This is a genomic window from Lachnoclostridium sp. An118 (genome assembly GCF_002160985.1).
Classification (GTDB): domain Bacteria; phylum Bacillota; class Clostridia; order Lachnospirales; family Lachnospiraceae; genus Claveliimonas; species Claveliimonas stercoravium.
Genome location: NZ_NFLQ01000021.1, coordinates 1 through 16,787, shown reverse-complemented (window position 1 = coordinate 16,787; position 16,787 = coordinate 1). Strand labels below are relative to the sequence as shown.

Below are 16,787 nucleotides of genomic sequence, written 5' to 3'. Positions count from 1 at the left end.
ATCTTTGATGGAAGTTTATCTTGACAATTCTGCCACCACCCGTGCCTACGACTGCGTGGGAGACCTTGTGCGCAGGGTCATGTGCCAGGACTACGGCAATCCCTCCTCCATGCACGCCAAGGGAGTGCAGGCGGAGCATTATATAAAAGAGACAAAGGAAATACTGGCAAAGCTTTTGAAGGTGAAGGACAAGGAGATCGTCTTCACGTCCGGCGGCACGGAGAGCGACAACCTGGCTCTCATCGGGGCGGCCAGGGCCAACAGGCGCCGGGGCAACCACCTGATCACCTCCTCCATCGAGCACCCGGCGATCTTAAACACCATGCGCTACCTGGAGGAGGAAGAGGATTTCCGCGTCACCTTCCTGCCGGTGGACCGGTACGGGAGAGTGAAGCTGGATGCCCTGCAGGAGGCCCTCTGTCCGGAGACCATCCTTGTGTCCATCATGTACGTGAACAACGAGGTGGGCTCTGTGCAGCCCATCCGGCAGGCGGCGGATATGGTGAAGGCATATAATAAGGATATCCTGTTCCACGTGGACGCAGTCCAGGGCTTTGGAAAATACAGGATTTACCCGAAGAAGGAGAAAATTGACATGCTCACCTTAAGCGGCCACAAGATACACGGGCCCAAGGGGACAGGAGCCCTCTACATCGGCGAGCAGGTGAAGATAAAGCCCATCGTCTTCGGCGGGGAGCAGCAGAAGAACATCCGCTCCGGGACGGAGAACGTGCCCGGCATCGCGGGCCTTGGCCTGGCGGCAAAGACCATCTACGACGGCCTGGAGGAGAAGGTGGAGCGGATGCGGGCGCTGAAGGCCCGGTTCATAGGCGGCGTGCAGAAGCTGGACGACATCACCATCCACGGCCTCTGCGACGAGACCAGCGCGCCCCACATCATCAGCGTGGGCTTTGCCGGGGTGAGGAGCGAGGTCCTGCTCCACGCTCTGGAGGAGAAGGGCATCTACGTGTCCTCAGGCTCCGCCTGCGCCTCCAACCACCCGGCCATCAGCGGGGTGCTGAAGGGAATCGGGGCCCAGAAGGAGTATCTGGACGCCACGCTGCGCTTCAGCATGTCAGAATTTACAACAGAAGAAGAGATTGACTACACGCTGGAAACCTTATATAATTTAGTACCAGTACTGCGCAGATACACGAGACGGTAACACCGGAGCCCGCGGGAGTGCCGGGACAGTCGGTCTGCACACCGGGAAGAAAAGAGGAAAGAACTATGACATTTCACACATTTTTGATCAAGTACGGTGAGATCGGGATAAAGGGAAAGAACCGCTACATGTTCGAGGACGCTCTGGTGCGTCAGATCCGCTATGCCCTGCGGGAGGCGGACGGCAGCTTTAAAGTCTACAAGACGAGAGGCCGCATCTATGTGGACTGTGACGGCCCCTACGACTATGACGAGGTGACGGAGGCCCTTCAGAGAGTTTTCGGCATCGTGGGCATCTGCCCTGTGGTGCGCCTTGAGGACCAGGGCTTTGAGCAGCTGAAAAAGGACGTGGTTGCCTACATGGATGAGCTGTACCCGGACAAAGACATCACCTTCAAGGTGGAGGCCAGGAGGAGCCGGAAGAATTATCCGAAGAACTCCATGGAGATCAACTGCGACATCGGGGAGGCCATCCTGGACGCATTTCCCGAAATCCGGGTGGATGTGCACCATCCGGATGTGATGCTGAACATCGAGGTCAGGGAGGACATCTACGTCTACTCCCGGATCATCCCGGGGCCGGGAGGCATGCCTGTGGGGACAAACGGGAAGGCCATGCTCCTTCTGTCCGGCGGCATCGACAGCCCGGTGGCAGGCTACATGATCGCCAAGAGGGGCGTTGCCCTGGAGGCCACCTACTTCCACGCGCCGCCCTACACAAGCGAGAGGGCCAAGGAGAAGGTGGTGGACCTGGCCAGGATCATCGCGGCCTACGCGGGGCCCATCCGTCTCCATGTGGTGAATTTTACAGACATCCAGCTCTACATCTACGACCAGTGCCCCCACGATGAGCTGACCATCATCATGAGAAGGTATATGATGAAGATTGCGGAGCACTTTGCCAGGGAGGACGGCTGTCTGGGCCTCATCACAGGGGAGAGCATCGGCCAGGTGGCAAGCCAGACCATGCAGAGCCTGGCGGCCACCAACGAGGTGTGTACCCTGCCGGTGTACCGGCCGTTGATTGGTTTTGACAAGAAGGAGATCGTGGAAGTGTCCGAGCGGATCGGCTCCTACGAGACATCCATACAGCCCTTTGAGGACTGCTGTACCATCTTTGTGGCAAAGCATCCGGTGACAAAGCCGAACATCAACATCATCCACAGGTCAGAGGAAAATCTGGCGGAGAAGATTGACGAGCTGGTACAGACGGCCATCGACACGGTGGAGATCATAGACGTGCAGGGGTAGCATTGTCCCCGGGGAGCCAGGGGGCATCCCGCAGAGCGTTTTTATCTGACAGGGAACAAAGTCCGTTCCCTGTCAAATAAAAAATACGCCGGAATGTCAGCACATTTCGGCGTATTAATATGTTCGCTTTAAACCTGTCCGATTATACAAGGTATGGCTTCAGAGTCTCAAGCACTTCATCGATGCCTGCGTCAGCGTGGATGTTCAGGTCGATCGGCTTGGAAAGGTCCAGGCTGAAGATACCCATGATGGATTTTGCATCGATGACATATCTTCCGGATACAAGATCAAAGTCATAGTCAAACTTTGTGATGTCGTTTACGAAAGATTTAACTTTGTCGATTGAGTTTAAAGAAATTTGTACTGTTTTCATTGGAATAACCTCCTTGATCTCTTAATCAGTTTCTATAATCATCTTAAGAGTTGAGGGATTAAAAGTCAAGGAACAATTTGCCAAAGAATTGGGGCAAATTTCGTTAAAGCATACAACAATTTACACGAGAGCAGAAGAAAAGAGAGGTTGGAAATGAAAAAGGCAGCACTTCACAATCTGGGATGCAAGGTAAACGCCTACGAGACGGAGGCTATGCAGGAAATACTGGAGCAGAGCGGCTACGAGATCGTACCCTTTGACGAGCGGGCCGACGTCTACGTCATCAACACATGCACGGTCACCAACATGGCGGACCGGAAATCCCGCCAGATGCTCCACCGGGCCAGGAAGATGAACCCGGAGGCCGTGGTGGTGGCGGCGGGCTGCTATGTCCAGGCCAAGGCCGGGGAAGTGGACGACTGCGTGGACATTGTCATCGGGAACAACAAAAAGCATGAGCTGGCCCGGATACTGGAGGAGTTTTTTCGGGAGAGACAGGCGAATGACACAGACGGGACGGGGACTGAGAAGACAGGCGCGGGCAGAAGAGACATCATCGATATCAGCCGCACGCCGGAGTACGAGGAGATGCGCCTGACCCGTACAGGCGAGCACACCCGGGCCTACATCAAAGTGCAGGACGGCTGCAACCAGTTCTGCTCCTACTGCATCATCCCCTACGCCAGGGGGAGGGTCCGCAGCAGGCGTATGGAGGATGTGGTGGACCAGGTGCGCGCACTGGCCGGGCAGGGCTACAAGGAGGTGGTGCTGACGGGCATCCACTTGAGCTCCTACGGGCTGGACCTGGACCAGGGGGAGGACCTTCTCTCCCTCATCTGCGCTGTCCATGAGGTGGAGGGCATCTGCCGTATCCGCCTGGGCTCCCTGGAGCCCCGTATCATCACGGAGGAATTTGCGCGGACCCTCTCCACGCTGCCTAAGATATGCCCCCATTTCCATCTCTCTTTGCAGAGCGGCTGCGACGAGACGCTGCGGCGCATGAACCGGCGGTACACGACAGAGGAGTATTATGAGAAATGCCAGCTCCTCCGGAAGTATTTTGACAACCCGGCCCTGACCACGGACGTGATCGTGGGCTTTCCCCAGGAGAGCGAGGAGGAGTTTGAAAGATCCATGGCCTTTGTGGATAAGGTGGACTTCTACGAGACCCACATTTTCAAGTACTCCCGCCGGGAGGGGACAAAGGCAGCCGCCATGGAGGGGCAGGTGCCGGAGCAGGTGAAGAACGCAAGGAGCGCTCAGCTCATCGCCCTCGGAAGGCGCAAGCAGCAGGCCTATGAGGACCGGCTCATAGGGAAATGCGTGGAGGTCCTGATGGAGGAGGCCGTGGAGAGAGAGGACGGCATTTACCAGGTGGGGCACACGAAGGAATATGTGAAAGTCGGACAAAAAACGACAGAGAATTTGGCAAATCAGTTGATAAATGTAGAAATTGAGAACCGTTTACAAATAATTCATTGAATTTCAGAATGGAATAGAGTAGAATAAATATGAAGTATTTTTGGAGGACGTGAGTATATGAAAGAATTAACCAACACCCAGTTTTTCCAGGTAGAAAGCGGTCCGCAGATCCAGGCAAAGGATATACTTGAAATCGTGTACAAGGCACTGAGCGAGAAAGGCTACAATCCGGTCAATCAGATCGTCGGCTACATCATGTCAGGGGACCCTACCTATATCACGAGCCACAACGGCGCCAGGAGCCTGATCATGAAGGTGGAGAGAGACGAGCTGGTAGAAGAGATGCTGAAAGCGTATATCAAGTATCACGGATGGGAATAATTTCGTATGAGAGTGATGGGACTGGACTACGGCTCTAAGACAGTGGGAGTGGCGGTGAGCGACCCCCTTGGTCTTACAGCACAGGGGATTGAGACCATCTGGCGCAAGGACGAGAACAAGCTGAGGAAGACGTGTGCCCGCATCGAGGAGCTGATACGGGAGTATGAGGTCGGGAGCATTGTACTCGGACTGCCGCGCCATATGAACAGCGACGTGGGAGATCGGGCGGAAAAATCTTTGGAATTCGGTGAGATGCTGCGCCGGCGTACCGGCCTTGAGGTCATTATGTGGGACGAGCGTCTGACCACGGTAGAAGCAGAGCGGACTTTAATTGAGAGCAACGTGAGAAGGGAAGACCGCAAGAAATACATTGACAAGATTGCGGCTGTTTTTATATTGCAGGGATATCTGGACTCGAAATACCATGAGGCGGCCATCAGAGAGGACCGTCTTTAAATACTGGATTTTTTTGAGGTGTATTGTAATGGAAAAGATCAAATTTCGGTCTGACGGGGCGGAGACGGCAGAGTTTTTTGTCCTGGAGCAGACGACCATCAATGGAACGTCCTACATTCTGGTCACAGACTCGGAGGAGGGAGACGCGGAGTGTCTCATCCTGAAGGACAGATCAGAGGCAGAAGATACAGAAAGCATTTACGAGATCGTAGAGGATGACACAGAGCTTTCCGCTGTGTCGAAGGTATTCGAAGAACTGCTCGAGGATATCGAGATAGAAAGGTAATGTACTATGTCTATAAGCCAGGAAAAATTCAAAGAGATGCTGAAGGAAAAGGGCCTGAAGGTGACCAATCAGAGGCTCCTTGTCCTGCAGGTGCTTGCGGAGCACGGAGATGAGCACATGACCGCGGAGGATATCTTTGAGCTGGTAAAGGAGGACTATCCGGAGATCGGTCTTGCGACTATTTACCGGACAGTCCAGCTTCTCCTGGACATGCAGCTTGTGGACCGGATCATGCTGGACGACGGATGCGTGCGGTATGAGATCGGGGATTTCCTGGATGAGCAGGAGGGACATCGGCATCACCATCACCATTTGATATGCACGGAGTGCGGGAGTGTCTCTGCGTTCAGAGACGATCTTCTTGAGGACCTGGAGGCTTATATTGAGAAGGAGACAGGCTTTCAGGTGACCGACCATGAACTGAAATTTTACGGCGTGTGCAAAAAATGCCGTGAAGAAAAAAGGATAACGGAAAAATAAACCTATGGAGGTGTAAGCTTGAAAAAAGAAAACAATGGAAAACTGCGCATCATTCCGCTCGGCGGTCTGGAAAAGATCGGAATGAACATCACTGCCTTTGAGTACGGAGACAGTATTGTTGTGGTGGACTGCGGTCTGGCCTTCCCGGAGGATGATATGCTGGGAATCGACCTGGTCATCCCGGATATCACCTATCTGAAGGACAATATCCAGAAGGTCAAAGGCTTTGTCATCACACATGGACACGAGGACCATATCGGGGCCCTCTCCTACGTGCTCAGGGAGATGAACCTGCCCATCTACGCCACAAAGCTGACAATGGGTATCATTGAGAAAAAGCTGACAGAGCACAATCTTTTGAGGAGCACAAGGAGAAAGGTGGTAAGGTTCGGACAGTCCATCAACCTGGGACAGTTCCGGATCGAGTTTATCAAGACAAACCACAGTATCCAGGATGCCTCGGCCCTTGCCATCTACTCGCCGGCGGGCATCGTGGTGCACACGGGAGACTTTAAGGTGGACTACACACCGGTCTTCGGCGACGCCATCGACCTGCAGAGATTTGGCGAGATCGGGAAAAAGGGCGTGCTGGCCCTCATGTCGGACAGCACTAACGCGGAGAGAAAAGGATTTACCCAGTCAGAGCGGACGGTGGGACATACCTTTGACCACCTTTTCGCGGAGTACAAGAACACAAGGATCATCATCGCCACCTTCGCGTCCAACGTGGACCGCGTGCAGCAGATCATCAACTCTGCCTACAAGTATGACAGGAAGGTGGTCGTGGAGGGCCGGAGCATGGTGAACATCATCTCCACAGCCCAGGAGCTGGGCTACCTGAATGTGCCCGACAAGACCCTTATCGAAATTGACCAGCTGAAGAACTATCCGCCGGAGAAGACAGTGCTCATCACCACAGGAAGCCAGGGAGAGTCCATGGCGGCCCTGTCCAGGATGGCGGCGGACATCCACAAGAAAGTGACTATCATGCCCGGAGACACGGTTATCTTCAGCTCCAATCCCATTCCGGGAAATGAGAAATCCGTCTCCAAGGTCATCAATGAGCTCTCCGAGAAGGGGGCCAACGTGATCTTCCAGGATGCCCACGTATCCGGACATGCCTGTCAGGAGGAGCTGAAGCTTATATACTCCCTTGTGAAACCGAAGTACGCCATCCCCATCCACGGCGAGTTCCGCCACAGAAAGGCCAACGCGGGCCTGGCGCTGTCCCTTGGCATTCCCAAGGAGAACGTGTTCATGCTGCAGTCCGGTGACGTGCTGGAGCTTGACAGCAAGGAGGCCAAGGTGGTGGACAAAGTCCACACCGGAGAAGTGCTGGTAGATGGACTTGGCGTCGGCGACGTGGGAAATATCGTTCTTCGCGACCGTCAGCACCTGGCAGAGGACGGTATCCTCATCGTGGTCATGACCCTGGAGAAGAAGACCAACCGTCTCCTGGCCGGACCGGACATCGTATCCCGCGGCTTCGTCTATGTGCGGGAGTCCGAGGGACTGATGGAGGACGCAAGGAAAGTCCTTGTGGACGCAGTGGACAACTGTCTCCACCGCCAGAGAGGCGCGGACTGGAGCAAGATCAAGCTGGTTGTCCGCGACACGATGAACGAGTTCATCTGGAAGAGGACCAAGAGAAGACCCATGATCTTACCGATAATTATGGATGTAGACAGATAATTTGAAAAAGTGTAAAAGGGGACGTAATACTTTTTAAAAGTATTACGTCCCAAATTAACGTAACTGGTGTGTAATTGTGTATAAACGGGTGTGCAGATATGATCATTGATGAGAGAATCACGACATTTATCCATTCCCTGGAGACGCCGGAAAGCCCGCTTTTGGAGGAAATCGAGGAGAGGGCGCTGGCGGACCATGTGCCTATCATCCGCAAGGAGACCCAGAGCTTTCTGAAGGTGCTGCTGCAGATCGAGAGGCCTGGCAGCATACTGGAGCTTGGGACGGCGGTGGGCTTCTCGGCTCTCCTGATGAGCGCCTACGCCCCGGAGGGGTGCCATATCACGACAATAGAGAACTATGAAAAGAGGATCCCCATTGCCAGGGAGAATTTCCGCCGGGCCGGGAAGGAGAAGGATATCACCCTCCTGGAGGGGGACGCCCTGGAGGTGATGCGGAACCTGGAGAGGCCCTTTGACCTCATCTTCATGGACGCGGCCAAGGCACAGTACATCCATTACCTGCCGGAGGCGCTGCGGCTCCTGGAGGAGGGCGGCGTCCTTGTGACGGACAATGTGCTCCAGGACGGGGACGTCATGGAGTCCCGCTTTGCGGTGGAGAGGCGCAACCGGACCATCCACAAGAGAATGAGGGAGTACCTCTACCAGCTGAAGCACGATGAACGGCTCCTGACCAGTATCCTCCCCCTGGGGGACGGGCTGGCAGTCAGCGTAAAGAAAGGAAAGACACTATGAACAGACATCCTGAACTGCTCATCCCGGCCAGCAGCCTGGAGGTGCTGAAGACCGCTGTGGTCTTCGGCGCGGACGCAGTGTATATAGGCGGCGAGGCCTTCGGCCTGCGGGCCAAGGCGAAAAATTTTTCCCGGGAGGACATGGCGGAGGGCATCCGCTTTGCCCACGACCACGGCGTGCGGGTCCATGTGACGGCCAACATCCTGGCCCACAACGGCGACCTTCCCGGTGTGCGGGAATATTTTGAGGAGCTGCGGGAAATGAAGCCGGACGCCCTCATCATCGCCGACCCGGCGGTCTTTGAGATCGCAAAGGAGGTGTGCCCGGAAATCGAGCGGCACATCAGCACCCAGGCCAACAACACCAATTACGGGACCTTTAATTTCTGGTGGAAGCAGGGGGCCAGGAGAGTTGTCACAGCCCGGGAGCTCTCCCTGAAAGAGATAAAGGAAATCCGCCGGAACATACCGGAGGAGATGGAGATTGAGAGCTTTATCCACGGAGCCATGTGCATCTCCTACTCCGGCAGATGCCTTTTGAGCAATTATTTTACCGGGCGGGACGCCAACCAGGGAGCCTGCACCCACCCCTGCCGCTGGAAATACTCCATCGTGGAGGAGACAAGGCCCGGGGAGTACATGCCTGTCTATGAAAATGAGAGGGGCACGTTTATCTTCAACTCTAAGGACCTGTGCATGATCGGACATATACCGGAGCTCATCGACGCGGGCATCGACAGCTTCAAGATAGAGGGCAGGATGAAGACAGCCCTCTATGTGGCCACAGTGGCCCGGACCTACCGCAAGGCCATAGACGATTACCTGGAGGACCCGGCTCTATACGAGGAAAATATGCCCTGGTATCTGGATCAGATATCAAACTGCACCTACCGGCAGTTCACCACCGGGTTTTACTTTGGAAAGCCGGATGAGAGCGCCCAGATCTACGACAACAATACCTACGCAAAGGACTACACCTATCTGGGTATCATCGGCGGGGAGAAGGACGGGCTCTACCGGATAGAGCAGAGAAATAAATTTTCCGTGGGCGAACAGATTGAGATCATGAAGCCGGACGGGAGAAATGTGGAAGTGACTGTCCGCCGCATCGTAAATGAGGACGGGCAGGAGCAGGAGAGCGCGCCCCACGCAAAGCAGACCATCTATGTGGACCTGGGAGCGGAGGCGGACCTCTATGATATCCTGAGAAGAAAAGAAGGATAAAGGGAAATGAAAAAGAAAGCTGCGGGTTTAAAAATAGTCCCGCAGCTTTTCTATTGCGCTCTTTTCTATCCTGGAGACATAAGAACGGGAGATCCCAAGCTTCTTGGCAATCTCCCGCTGTGTAAATTCATCTCCGTTGTAGAGACCGTAGCGCATTTTCAGAACAAGCCGTTCCCGGGGAGAGAGAACGGTTTCTATCCTGGAATAGAGAAGCCGGATATCGTCGCCAAGGGCGACCTTTTCATGGGCGTCGTCTGCGTCTGACTCGATGATGTCAAAAAGCTGTATCTCGTTCCCCTCCCGGTCCGTGCCGATGGGCTCGTAGAGGGATACGTCCCGGGCAGACTTCTTCCGGGTGCGCAGGTACATGAGGATTTCGTTTTCTATGCATCTTGCGGCGTAGGTACCAAGCCGTACGGCCTTGTCAGGGTTGAACGTCACGACGCCCTTGATAAGACCGATGGTCCCGATGGAGAGAAGGTCCTCCGTCTCCTCGTCCATGGACTGATATTTCCGGACAATATGCGCCACAAGGCGCATGTTCCGCTCGATCAGAATGTGCTTCGCTTCCTGGTCACCTTCCGTATATTTCTGCAGATAATACTGCTCCTCGGCCGCTGTCAGTGGTTGTGGAAAGGATTTCAAATGAAGCACCTCTCTGGCGTGGTTAATTACAGTCTATGTCAAAATGAGGAGTTTTGTGCTTTTCCAAAAGGAAGAAGAAATTATTGTTGGACTGCAGCGCCGGGGGAGACTATAATGGTAGAGAGAACGCAGGAGACGGGATGCTGCCTGTGACAGTTAAAAGACGATGGAGGGATGAGAATGAGCAGGATATGTCCGAAATGCGGAAAGGAAATGAGTGATACAGCGAAGTTCTGCAACCAGTGCGGGTACAGATTTGAGGAGCGGCAGCTTTTCTGTCTCTGGTGCGGGGCAAAGGTGGAGAGCGGGGACAGGTTCTGCCCCGAGTGCGGCAGGAGCCTGAGCCAGGGCGGACCCGGGCCTCAGCAGAACGCGGGGTGGCAGAACGCAGGTCAGCAAAATACAGGCCAGGCCGGCGGCGGATTTACGAAGGATGAGTTCATATCCATGTCCAAGAGCGGAGTGGGGAAATTCGTGGACGCCATCAATGATATGACAGGCCAGGAGGGAAAGACGGACATCCGCCTGCGGGAGCTGGTGAGCGAGGTGTTCAGGCGCCACACTGTGGAAGAGCGGGAGGAGCTCTTCATCAGCGGGACAAAAAAGACCACCCCGGCGCCGGAGAACATGACGGCGGACTGGCCCAATCCCTGGCTCTTCGCCAGGATCTTCCTCATGTTCCTCGTGGTGTTTGCAGGGCTCCTTGTGATGATACTGCAGTTTTCCAACACCAACGCCATACCCGGCGCCATGTTCATAGGGGCCCTGATCGTGCCCTTCTCCCTGGTGATATTTTTCTGGGAGACAAACATCCCGAGGAACATCAGCATTTTTGACGTGGTGAGCATTTTCTTCATTGGCGGCGTCATGTCACTGATCTTTACACTCATATTGTACGGCTACATCTATGTGGGAGAGTTGAACTACACCGGGGCCATCCTGGTGGGCATCGTGGAGGAGGTTGGAAAGATCGTGGTGGCGGGCCACTACGTGAAGAAGCGGAACACCTCCTACATCCTGAACGGACTGCTCCTGGGCGCCTGCGTGGGGGCCGGCTTTGCGGTGTTCGAGACCGCAGGCTACGCCTTCTCGGCCCTTCTGTACGGAGGCATCCCGAACATGATAGACGTGCTGATCTTGCGGGGAGCACTGGCCATAGGAGGACATACGCTGTGGGCGGCCATCTCCACGGCGGGCCTTGTCATCGCCAAGGGGGAGAGACCCTTTGACAGGAAAATGTATCTGGACCCCAAATTCCTGAAATTTTTGTTCCTTGTGATCGCCCTTCACGCTGTCTGGGATATGCCCATCACGCTGGGACAGTCCGTCCACCTTGTGCAATGGGTGCTCTGCGCCGTGGCAGTGGTCATCGTCCTGGTGCTTTTAAGCTCCGGCCTGCGGCAGGTGTCCGCGGTGTCAGAGCGGGCAAGAAGGCAGAAGAGAAATGCAAATATGTGACAGAGGAAAACAGGGGGATTTATGAAAAAGTGTCCTGTATGCACAGAGAGCCTGCCGGAGACGGCACATTTCTGCCCGAAATGCGGATATGTGTATCCGAAGGCTGAGAGTGTATTTGCAGCCGAAGAGAAAAAGCGGATCAAGAAGAAAACCATTCTTTTATCACTGCTCGTCCTGGCAGTCCTTTCGCTGGCCGGGGGAGGCATTTTTGCCGTGTATTCCCTCCGGAGGGAAATGCAGGCATATGAGGAAGAACAGGAACAGGCGAGACAGGAGTGGATGGACCGCATGTTCCGGACAGGAGAGGAATTGCCGTTTAACGAGGAGATTGCCTGTGATTTCCGGGACAGCCTGGTAGACTATGAGACCCTCTGCGGACAGATGGACCTGGGGGCGGAGACGCAGGAGGCGTATGAGGACGAGGGTTATATTGTCCATGTCTATGACCTGGTGAAGATATATACAACAGATTACGGAGAAGTGGTAAATATTGAGATTGATTATTCAAATGCGGATGAGGGGCAGAAGAAAAGCTACGGCGTGTTCGGCTATAATGCGGACACGCAAAAGGAACAGGTGAGGGAGGCGTTGGGAAGCCCGGACCAGAATTACGGTGAGGAAGAGTATTACTATCGCTTTGACGGCAGACAGGATGCTCCGGCTCTCTATATCACGTGGGACGAAAATGACAGGATTGCCAAAATCCAGTATTACAGGATCCTACAGAGTCGCTACGGAATGGTCGAACAGACACTCGTTGGTCCGGATGACATCCAGATGATGTAGGAGACTCCAGATGATAATGCTGTCCCGGTCGGATTTTGGATAGAGTGGTGAGAAGCCGGCGTATTTTAAAAGCTGCTGCGTCTCTTCAAGGGACAGCTCCATGCCGAAGGCAAGAGCGATCAGCTTGTCTCTGGACGGCATCCTTTTTCCCGCAAAGATCTGGTAGCCGTAAATCTCGTTGAGCTGCGCTTTTTTGATGACGGCTGATTTCTGGAGATTTTTCTCCTGAAGAAGGAAACCGAGCATTTCGCTGACAGACATGTCGATCAGGAATTCCTTCTCTTTATTCAGATAGCTGTCGATGGAGCTGTTCCGGGTCAGGGCATCCATCAGTTCATTGGTTGGCTTTTTGAGCATATATATCACCTCGGCAGAAAGTATAGCACGGCGCGGGGGAGATTTCAATCGGAGAAACAGGAGGAAATAAGTATGGATACGGTTCAGGATGCCTCGGGACAGCCCTTTGCCGGATGGCTGGAGGGAGAGCTGGCCCAGTATTATGAGCCTGCCGCAGTTCTGCGGCGCAGTGACAGAAAAGAAATCCTTCTCTACAGGCACAGGGAGAGCGGACAGCACATCGTGTACCGCCGGATACGAGGAAGACAGCCGGTGTACGACAGCCTCTGCCTTTTCCGCAGCAGAAATATCGCGGAAGTGTATGAGACGACCTTTGACGGCAGGGATACCCTGGTCATAGAAGAGTATGTGGACGGGGTTACCATAGCGGACGTCTTGGAGAAAAGGCTTTTTACGGTAAAAGAGATGTGCGGAACGATCATACAGCTCTGCGAGGGACTCCATGCCCTGCACGAGAGACATATCATACACAGGGATATTAAACCGGAAAATGTGATGATCCAAAATGACGGCGTTGTCAAGCTGATCGATTTTGACTCGTCGAAGATTTTCAAGCCCTCTGTGGAGAGAGACACAACAACGCTGGGCACAGTCGGATACGCGGCGCCGGAACAGTACGGGGAAGCCCAGTCCGACGAGCGGACAGACATCTACGCCCTGGGCATTTTAATGAACGTCATGCTGACAGGCGTGCATCCCGTGAAAATGCAGGCCAGGGGCAGGACGGGAAAGCTGATTGAAAAATGTATCATGGTAAATCCAGGAAAGCGATGCGAAAATGTGCTTGAAATCCGAAAGGCTCTGAAAAAAATAGCGGACTAAGCTGGCAGCTTAGTACAAGAGGACTGTCCTCTACTACAATAGTAGACGGGCAGTCCTTTTGTCGTGACCGGGGGATCATTTCTCCGAAGAGGAAGACCCGGAACGGGGATATGGCTTTTTTTCATCAGTCAGACCAGAGAGATAGTCCATGCTTGTGTTCAGCGCGAGAGCAATCTTCCGGCACTGCTCAAAGGTGTAATAGCGCTTGCCGTTCTCGATTTTCGAGTAATCGCTCTGGTCTATCCCGGTGAGGTGCTGCATTTTGATCTGAGTATAGCCAAGTTCTTTTCTGAGTTCTTTCAAACGCGACATAGAACTGCCTCCTTACTGAGAATAGGATATGCTTTTTTGCTTTTAATTATGGCAGTGAGACCTATTGACAATAGGGTGAAATTGACCTGTTATTGAGCATATAAACAAAGAGGAGGATAGCGAAATGGCAGTGTGGGGGATTGGAGCTTATTTTCCAGGTGGAGGGGAAGACAAGGCAAAACAATTTTTTAAAAGAGGTCGTGTAATTATTGGATATCCGGAAGAGGCACATCCGGAATATTATCAGATGCTGCGCTCAGTTCAGCCGGGAGATATTGTATTTATCAAAGCCAGGTTTATGTTAAATCAACCCATAAAAATCAAGGCAATTGGTATTGCAACCGACTGTAGGGTATGTTTGGAGAACGGAATGGAAGGCAGAGAGGGCATTATAATTAACTGGATTAAGGATATGACAGATCAGCCAGTTGATATAAAAAAAGACAGGAAGAATGATGGGTCCACTACGACAATGTATCAGGAACGAAGTGTGGAGATTATAAATCAGATCGCGGAGTTACTAAAAAGCTAACAGCACAGCAGAATATATTGATATCCTGCAATAGGAGGGGGATAGCAGCATGGGAAAAAATTGTCCAAAATGCGGAAAAGAGTTAAGAGAGACTGCTAGATTTTGTACTTCATGTGGCACAAAGCTGGAAGAAGGGATACCTGGCAATCCAGTGAATACTGTAAATGTCCAAAATGGCTCTATAAACACTGTGATGCCTAAACAGGAAAAGAAATGGTATCAAAAAACAGGATGGATTATTGCTTTACTGATCATTTTCTTCCCGGTTGGCCTGTATTTGATGTGGAAGTATACGGACTGGAGAAAGGTTTTAAAAATTGCAGTGAGTATAGTGTGTGCGGTTTGTTTGGTGATTGGGTTTTTTTCAATCAGCAGCCAGGATGGTAACGAAATCAGTCTGTCAAGTTTTGTTGAGAGTTATAATGAAATATCACAAAATAAATTTGCAGAAAATGGAATGAGTGAGTGGCAACCTATATCAATGGATGAGATGTTAAAGGATGATACACCAATGCCACTATTTAAGGGAGGATGTTATAAGATATATATATGTTTATCCTTATCAGAGTGTGGGAGGAACAGAGGAAATTCTGGGAGAGATTATTATAGATGTTGACATGAATGGAATGGTTGTAGGTGTAGAATTTGGAATGAGCACAAAGTATCTTTTCGACGGTGATGATTTTCAAAATGTGGTTTTAGATTCATTAATCCAGACTTTTGCGCCAACATTATCAGAAAATGATATAGATGCAATAAGAAGTATACTTTCTATAGAAAGAGAAACTCCTTTGATGGTTGCTGCGGAGAATGGAGTCGCGGGGAGATATGAATATGAAGGAATGAGTTACTATGTTACTAGCACAGACATTCTTTTAAATTTCGGAATGTTTTCTTCGGACAAGTTAGATATATAAGGAGTAGAAAGTGAGTAAATATTGTGAACAATGCGGAGCAGAGTTATCCGATGAAGAAAAATTTTGCCCTCAATGTGGAACAGATGTCATAGATGAAGAAGAACGCTATCAGATACAGAAAGATACAGACGAAGCAATAGAGGCAGAACAGAGTCCTGTGCCAGCGGAAGAGTCTACCACAGCTGCGGGACAGGCACCGGAGCAGGAGCAGTCCGTGCCTTCCCCGAAATCCGGAAAAAAGCTCTATATCATTCTTTCGGTGTGTATCTGCGTGATCGCAGCGGGTACAGCCGTTGGAACACTCGTCATATACCCTATGGTGACTCAGTATATGGAGCAAAAAGAGAACGAAGAAAAGGCACAGAGAGTGGTCAACCTGATCAATTCTGCTCTGGAAAATGAGATTACTCTGGACAGTGAAGACGACCTGAACGACATCCAGAAGGAATACAATGCGCTCAGCGCTGACCAGAAAAAGCTCGTCAAAAATTATGACAAGCTGGAGGAGGCTGCCGCTTCTCTGGAAAAACTAAAGAAAGAAGAGGAGGACAAGGAGAAGGCCCAGGAAATCATCGACAGACTGGACAGTGTCAACAAGGATGCCCTTGCATATGATGACACTTCCATCCAGGAAATCCGCAGCGCTTATGATAAGCTGACAGATGACCAGAAGAAGCTGGTGACCAATGCGGACCTTCTGTCAGAATATGAAGCTGTCGTCCAGGAGAAAAAGGACCAGAAGGCAAGAGAAGACCAGCAGGCTCAGGAGGAGCAGGCGAATAGGTCGCTTGTCTCGGAGACCTTTGCAAATCTTACCTATTATGAGGGGCTGTGGGACGATTTTGGGGCCCATGTAAATAAATACCAGGGGGCGGTGGAGGCTGCGATCAAATCAGCCATCCGCACTTCGGATTATTTTGACGATCCGTATAGTATCGTCATGTTCCTCACAAAACAGCACGAGTGCTACTTTGTCTCCTTTGAGGGCGTTCCTTCTGGAAATCCCAACAGCGGCGCCGTGAGGCTGGATCTGGTGGTCAATGCGCCGAATGGGATGAATTTTGTCTGCACGGTGGGAGACTATTATCAGCTTTAAAGATCGATGTGGTGTATGGGAATATCAGAGAAAAATGGCGTGCGCCCATTTTCTGATATTCCCATAAAATATTGAAAAAACGCTTGATAAGTCTACGTAACAAGCGTATACTGTAAATACTTTCTTACATTCAAATTATTTCATTAGTCAATTGTTATCAGATGATCATGTATTCCAGGGCAGTTCGCCCGGAGGATTTCATAAGGAAGCAGACAAAAAGAGCAAAAGCACGATAGGAGCGCAGTGTCAGTGCGATATGTGCGGTAAAGTCCAGCTAAGAAATGTCAAGAGGTGATATAAAAAAAGTTAAATTTGTTACAACAGAGCAAAAAAGGCAACCTTAACAGACCATTCCCCGATATAGGAGTGGTCAGGAACTAAA

The 16,787-nt window shown here is 52.0% G+C and carries 21 protein-coding genes and 1 pseudogene; 18 read left to right on the top strand and 4 right to left on the bottom strand.

What is annotated here, in order from left to right:
* Positions 1-7: 7 nt before the first annotated feature.
* Both B5E62_RS14435 and thiI read left to right on the top strand, forming a co-directional pair.
* The gene (locus B5E62_RS14435; RefSeq protein WP_087175230.1) at positions 8-1,165 is read left to right on the top strand and encodes a cysteine desulfurase family protein; all 1,158 of its coding nucleotides are present in this window, start codon (positions 8-10) and stop codon (positions 1,163-1,165) included.
* Between the two features lie 65 nt (positions 1,166-1,230).
* Positions 1,231-2,415, top strand: coding sequence for a tRNA uracil 4-sulfurtransferase ThiI (gene thiI / locus B5E62_RS14430; protein ID WP_087175229.1), 1,185 nt, complete (start codon positions 1,231-1,233; stop codon positions 2,413-2,415).
* A gap of 142 nt (positions 2,416-2,557) precedes the next feature.
* Here the strand turns inward: thiI and B5E62_RS14425 are convergent, their stop codons facing one another.
* Complete coding sequence (locus B5E62_RS14425) at positions 2,558-2,788, bottom strand: HPr family phosphocarrier protein (RefSeq protein ID WP_033125872.1); 231 nt, start codon at positions 2,786-2,788, stop codon at positions 2,558-2,560.
* A gap of 153 nt (positions 2,789-2,941) precedes the next feature.
* Between B5E62_RS14425 and mtaB the strand changes: the two genes are divergently transcribed.
* The 8 genes from mtaB to B5E62_RS14385 all read left to right on the top strand — a co-directional run bounded on the left by mtaB (position 2,942) and on the right by B5E62_RS14385 (position 9,480).
* On the top strand, positions 2,942-4,270 hold the full coding sequence (gene mtaB, locus B5E62_RS14420; protein WP_087175228.1) for a tRNA (N(6)-L-threonylcarbamoyladenosine(37)-C(2))-methylthiotransferase MtaB: 1,329 nt from the start codon (positions 2,942-2,944) through the stop codon (positions 4,268-4,270).
* A gap of 57 nt (positions 4,271-4,327) precedes the next feature.
* Complete coding sequence (locus tag B5E62_RS14415; RefSeq protein ID WP_033125870.1) at positions 4,328-4,591, top strand: IreB family regulatory phosphoprotein; 264 nt, start codon at positions 4,328-4,330, stop codon at positions 4,589-4,591.
* Positions 4,592-4,597: 6 nt separating this feature from the next.
* Complete coding sequence (gene ruvX / locus B5E62_RS14410; RefSeq protein ID WP_087175227.1) at positions 4,598-5,047, top strand: Holliday junction resolvase RuvX; 450 nt, start codon at positions 4,598-4,600, stop codon at positions 5,045-5,047.
* A 28-nt stretch (positions 5,048-5,075) separates the two neighbouring features.
* On the top strand, positions 5,076-5,333 hold the full coding sequence (locus B5E62_RS14405; RefSeq protein WP_087175226.1) for a DUF1292 domain-containing protein: 258 nt from the start codon (positions 5,076-5,078) through the stop codon (positions 5,331-5,333).
* Positions 5,334-5,339: 6 nt separating this feature from the next.
* Positions 5,340-5,813, top strand: a complete 474-nt coding sequence (locus B5E62_RS14400) for a Fur family transcriptional regulator (protein WP_087175225.1) — start codon at positions 5,340-5,342, stop codon at positions 5,811-5,813.
* Positions 5,814-5,831: 18 nt separating this feature from the next.
* On the top strand, positions 5,832-7,505 hold the full coding sequence (locus tag B5E62_RS14395) for a ribonuclease J (protein WP_087175224.1): 1,674 nt from the start codon (positions 5,832-5,834) through the stop codon (positions 7,503-7,505).
* Positions 7,506-7,603: 98 nt separating this feature from the next.
* A complete protein-coding gene (locus B5E62_RS14390; protein ID WP_087175223.1) occupies positions 7,604-8,257 on the top strand; it encodes an O-methyltransferase in 654 nt (217 codons plus the stop codon).
* Positions 8,254-9,480, top strand: a complete 1,227-nt coding sequence (locus B5E62_RS14385) for a peptidase U32 family protein (protein ID WP_087175222.1) — start codon at positions 8,254-8,256, stop codon at positions 9,478-9,480. Before B5E62_RS14390 ends, B5E62_RS14385 begins: the two co-directional genes overlap by 4 nt.
* Positions 9,481-9,507: 27 nt before the next feature.
* Here B5E62_RS14385 and sigK read toward each other — a convergent pair whose 3' ends face one another.
* Entirely contained in the window at positions 9,508-10,125 is a 618-nt protein-coding gene (gene sigK, locus B5E62_RS14380) for an RNA polymerase sporulation sigma factor SigK (RefSeq protein WP_087175221.1), read from the bottom strand.
* A gap of 174 nt (positions 10,126-10,299) precedes the next feature.
* Here sigK and B5E62_RS14375 point away from each other — a divergent pair, with 174 nt between their 5' ends.
* Together B5E62_RS14375 and B5E62_RS14370 are read left to right on the top strand one after the other, a co-directional pair.
* Entirely contained in the window at positions 10,300-11,583 is a 1,284-nt protein-coding gene (locus tag B5E62_RS14375) for a PrsW family glutamic-type intramembrane protease (protein WP_330398142.1), read from the top strand.
* 21 nt (positions 11,584-11,604) lie between these two features.
* A complete protein-coding gene (locus tag B5E62_RS14370) occupies positions 11,605-12,369 on the top strand; it encodes a zinc-ribbon domain-containing protein (protein WP_087175219.1) in 765 nt (254 codons plus the stop codon).
* On the opposite strand, the gene B5E62_RS14365 is transcribed toward B5E62_RS14370, so the two are convergent.
* Positions 12,304-12,726: a hypothetical protein gene (locus tag B5E62_RS14365; protein WP_087175218.1), complete on the bottom strand. Its 423-nt coding sequence runs from the start codon at positions 12,724-12,726 to the stop codon at positions 12,304-12,306. The genes B5E62_RS14370 and B5E62_RS14365 overlap by 66 nt on opposite strands.
* A gap of 72 nt (positions 12,727-12,798) precedes the next feature.
* Between B5E62_RS14365 and B5E62_RS14360 the strand changes: the two genes are divergently transcribed.
* Positions 12,799-13,548, top strand: a complete 750-nt coding sequence (locus B5E62_RS14360; RefSeq protein WP_087175217.1) for a serine/threonine protein kinase — start codon at positions 12,799-12,801, stop codon at positions 13,546-13,548.
* Positions 13,549-13,623: 75 nt separating this feature from the next.
* Here the strand turns inward: B5E62_RS14360 and B5E62_RS14355 are convergent, their stop codons facing one another.
* The gene (locus B5E62_RS14355; protein ID WP_087175216.1) at positions 13,624-13,860 is read right to left on the bottom strand and encodes a helix-turn-helix domain-containing protein; all 237 of its coding nucleotides are present in this window, start codon (positions 13,858-13,860) and stop codon (positions 13,624-13,626) included.
* Between the two features lie 124 nt (positions 13,861-13,984).
* On the opposite strand from B5E62_RS14355, the gene B5E62_RS14350 reads away from it, so the two are divergent.
* From B5E62_RS14350 to B5E62_RS14335, 5 genes and pseudogenes are all read left to right on the top strand, one after another.
* Positions 13,985-14,392 carry a hypothetical protein gene (locus tag B5E62_RS14350; RefSeq protein ID WP_087175215.1) on the top strand — a complete coding sequence of 136 codons (408 nt, stop codon included), beginning with the start codon at positions 13,985-13,987 and terminating at the stop codon, positions 14,390-14,392.
* Positions 14,393-14,441: 49 nt separating this feature from the next.
* Positions 14,442-15,008, top strand: a complete 567-nt coding sequence (locus B5E62_RS14345; protein ID WP_087175214.1) for a zinc-ribbon domain-containing protein — start codon at positions 14,442-14,444, stop codon at positions 15,006-15,008.
* A gap of 1 nt (position 15,009) precedes the next feature.
* Positions 15,010-15,309, top strand: coding sequence for a hypothetical protein (locus B5E62_RS14340; RefSeq protein WP_087175213.1), 300 nt, complete (start codon positions 15,010-15,012; stop codon positions 15,307-15,309).
* Positions 15,310-15,319: 10 nt separating this feature from the next.
* Positions 15,320-15,388: pseudogene (locus B5E62_RS17775) on the top strand (zinc-ribbon domain-containing protein); the annotation flags it as partial.
* A gap of 78 nt (positions 15,389-15,466) precedes the next feature.
* Positions 15,467-16,405, top strand: a complete 939-nt coding sequence (locus B5E62_RS14335) for a hypothetical protein (RefSeq protein ID WP_242957957.1) — start codon at positions 15,467-15,469, stop codon at positions 16,403-16,405.
* Positions 16,406-16,787 lie beyond the last annotated feature (382 nt).